2 protein-coding genes are annotated in these 2,774 nt (G+C 44.6%); both read left to right on the forward strand.

All coding sequences use genetic code 11. From position 1 onward, the window contains the following. Positions 1 to 327 precede the first annotated feature (327 nt). The gene (locus MSA64_RS11330) at positions 328 to 2,481 is read left to right on the forward strand and encodes a glycoside hydrolase family 3 N-terminal domain-containing protein (RefSeq protein ID WP_287891657.1); all 2,154 of its coding nucleotides are present in this window, start codon (positions 328 to 330) and stop codon (positions 2,479 to 2,481) included. 23 nt (positions 2,482 to 2,504) lie between these two features. Continuing rightward, positions 2,505 to 2,774 (forward strand): hypothetical protein (locus MSA64_RS11335; RefSeq protein WP_287891658.1); only part of this gene is annotated, 270 nt, incomplete at its 3' end.

Below are 2,774 nucleotides of genomic sequence, written 5' to 3' on the forward strand. Positions count from 1 at the left end.
TGAGCAGGAACTGTTCTACCACATCGTTGCTGACGGAGCAGAACAGATCGTAAAACCTGCGCAGGCTGCAGTTGTCACCCGTGTACTGGAAGCAATCTATGAGTCTGCAAAGAGCGGTAAGACAATTTATTTTGATTAAAAAGTAATCTGACCGTGCAGGTCCAAAACGTAGACTGCTACGTCTGCGTTTTGGACCTGCGCACTCGAATCCGTATCCTGCGTGAATAATACAGTTATTTACGAAACACTGTAGTGGAAAGAAATAAAAAAAGATGGTAACTGTTCAGTACCTTTACAGTTATAACAGATTAAACATAAGGAGTAATCATGGAAATACATAAATTGCAGCAATTGCTGTCAGAAATGTCTTTGCAGGAAAAAATAGGACAGATGGTACAGCTTACCGGTGTATATTTTGACAAAGAGGCAGTGCTTACCGGAGTTGTCGGCGAACAATTACCGCCGGAATGGGTCATTCAGTATGCAGGCTCCGTGCTGGGAGTGATCGGTAAAGAAAAAATATGTGATATTCAGAGCAAATATATGGAACAGCATCCCCATCATATCCCTCTACTCTTTATGGCAGATGTGATCCATGGATGCCGGACGATTTTCCCGATTCCACTGGGGCAGGCATGTTCCTTTCATCCGGAACTGGTGTCAGAGGCAGCATCGATAGCTGCCTCTGAGGCATCTTCTGAAGGACTTAAGGCAACCTTTTCTCCGATGATCGATGTTTCAAGGGATCCCCGGTGGGGCAGGATGCTGGAGTCTTTTGGTGAAGACCCATATGTGAACGGAGTCATGGGAGAAGCCATGGTAGATGGCTATCAGCAGAAAAGCGATGAAGGAATCGCAGCATGTCTGAAACATTTTGCAGGTTACGGAGCAGTGAATGCAGGCCGGGAATATAACGATGTTGAAATATCTCAACGGACATTCCTGGAACAGTATGTAAAACCTTTCCGCATGGCGTTGAAGGCAAAACCAGCTATGGTTATGACCGCTTTTAATGCCATAGACCGAAAACCGATCAGTGGGAATAAGGAACTTCTCAGAGAACTTCTGCGGGATAAAGAAGGATTTGATGGTACAGTGATCTCAGACTGGGGTTCCATCGGACAGCTGGAAGAACAGGGTGTGGCAGCCGATATGGATGAAGCGGCGGTTCAGGCTATAGAAGCCGGAGTGGATATAGATATGATGAGTCCTGCTTATATGTTCCGACTGGAAGAACTGGTGAAGAACGGACAGATTCCGGAATCCTTTATCGACGAAAGCGCATTCCGGGTTCTGATGATGAAAAATCAGCTGGGACTTTTTGAAAATCCCTTTGCAGGTCTTGGAAAGAGTGGAAAACTGACCCTGTATAACCGGACAAAAGCATATCAGATGGCCAGCGAAAGCTGCGTCCTTTTGAAAAATGAAGAAATACTGCCCTTGTGTCAGAAACAGAAAGTCATCTGGGCAGGACCTTATGTGACATCCAAGGAATTCCTGAGCCGCTGGGCAATCTTTGGTGAGCATGAACCTGTTGAAACGATCGAAGCTATTCTTCAAGATAAGAAGATGAATGCGGAATGTATTCCGGGCTGTAGAATGCTTTCTGAGGAAGAATGCAAGATCTGGCAGGTGGAACAGGATGATTCGGATGAAGAAATGGATGAGCAGTGGCTGGAAACGATAACCCGGGAAGATACCGTTGTATGTGTACTTGGGGAACATGAATCTCAGTCCGGAGAGGCTGCCAGCAGAGCGTTTCTGACTTTACCGGAAGAGCAGCAGATGCTTTTTGAAAAAATAGCAAAACGCACGGATAATATCGTGACAGTGGTCATCTCAGGAAGACCGTTGGATCTGCGGAGAATCTCAGAAAAATCCAAAGCCGTCATCATGGCATGGAGACCGGGAACAATGGGAGCGGAAGCGATCACAGATCTTGTGTATGGCATAACCAATCCTTCGGGAAAACTGGCTGTAAGTATTCCATGGTGTGTGGGACAGGTGCCGATAAGTTACTGGGATATAAAAACCGGACATGTACTTACTGCGGATAACCTGGAGAACCGTTTCACCAGCAGATATATGGATATTCCCAACACACCATTATATCCCTTTGGGTTTGGATTATCCTATACAGAGTTTGATATTTCGGATGTTGAAGTCCGGATGGGACAGGACAAAAGAGTTCATGTGCATTGTAATGTAAGTAACACAGGTAATGTTGCGGGGGCAGAGGTTGTTCAGTGCTACTATGAAACATTGCATGCATCTGTGGTTCGTCCGAAGAAAGAACTTGTCCGTTTCCAGAAAGTCTTTCTGGATCCGGGAGAAAAGAAGGATGTGGATTTCTATATTGACCCGAAAGAATTTTCTTATTATGATAAAAATATGGAAATTGTCAGCAGCGGAATGAAACTTCGGATCAGTGTAGGAAACAGCAGCGACCATGAATGGGGAAGCAGTGAGATAGATATTTAAGCATAAGGAGAAGGAAGAGATCAATGAAAGACTTTGAAAAGGATTTGATTTATTATCCCAACCCGGATCCGATTGAGGAACCGAGATTTGTTTTAAATTCTGTAGATGAACTGGAGAAATCAGAAAAATACAGTGTAATCTGCAACGGAACGGAACGTGTGGTATACCATACAGACTCATTCGATTATGTAGTAGTAGTAGACAATGAGGCATATGATCTGGAAATTTCTATCCATACACCATTTGAAAAACTGGCCATCCGGCCCACCAGTTTCGGAATAGAGCCTTCCGTA

The sequence above is a fragment of the Oliverpabstia sp. genome, assembly GCF_022785585.1.
GTDB classification, from domain to species: domain Bacteria; phylum Bacillota; class Clostridia; order Lachnospirales; family Lachnospiraceae; genus Oliverpabstia; species Oliverpabstia intestinalis.

Bases quoted from the DNA above. Each gene is read 5' to 3' on its own strand.
- MSA64_RS11330 (WP_287891657.1), top strand. From the start codon at position 328: ATGGAAATACATAAATTGCAGCAATTGCTGTCAGAAATGTCTTTGCAG.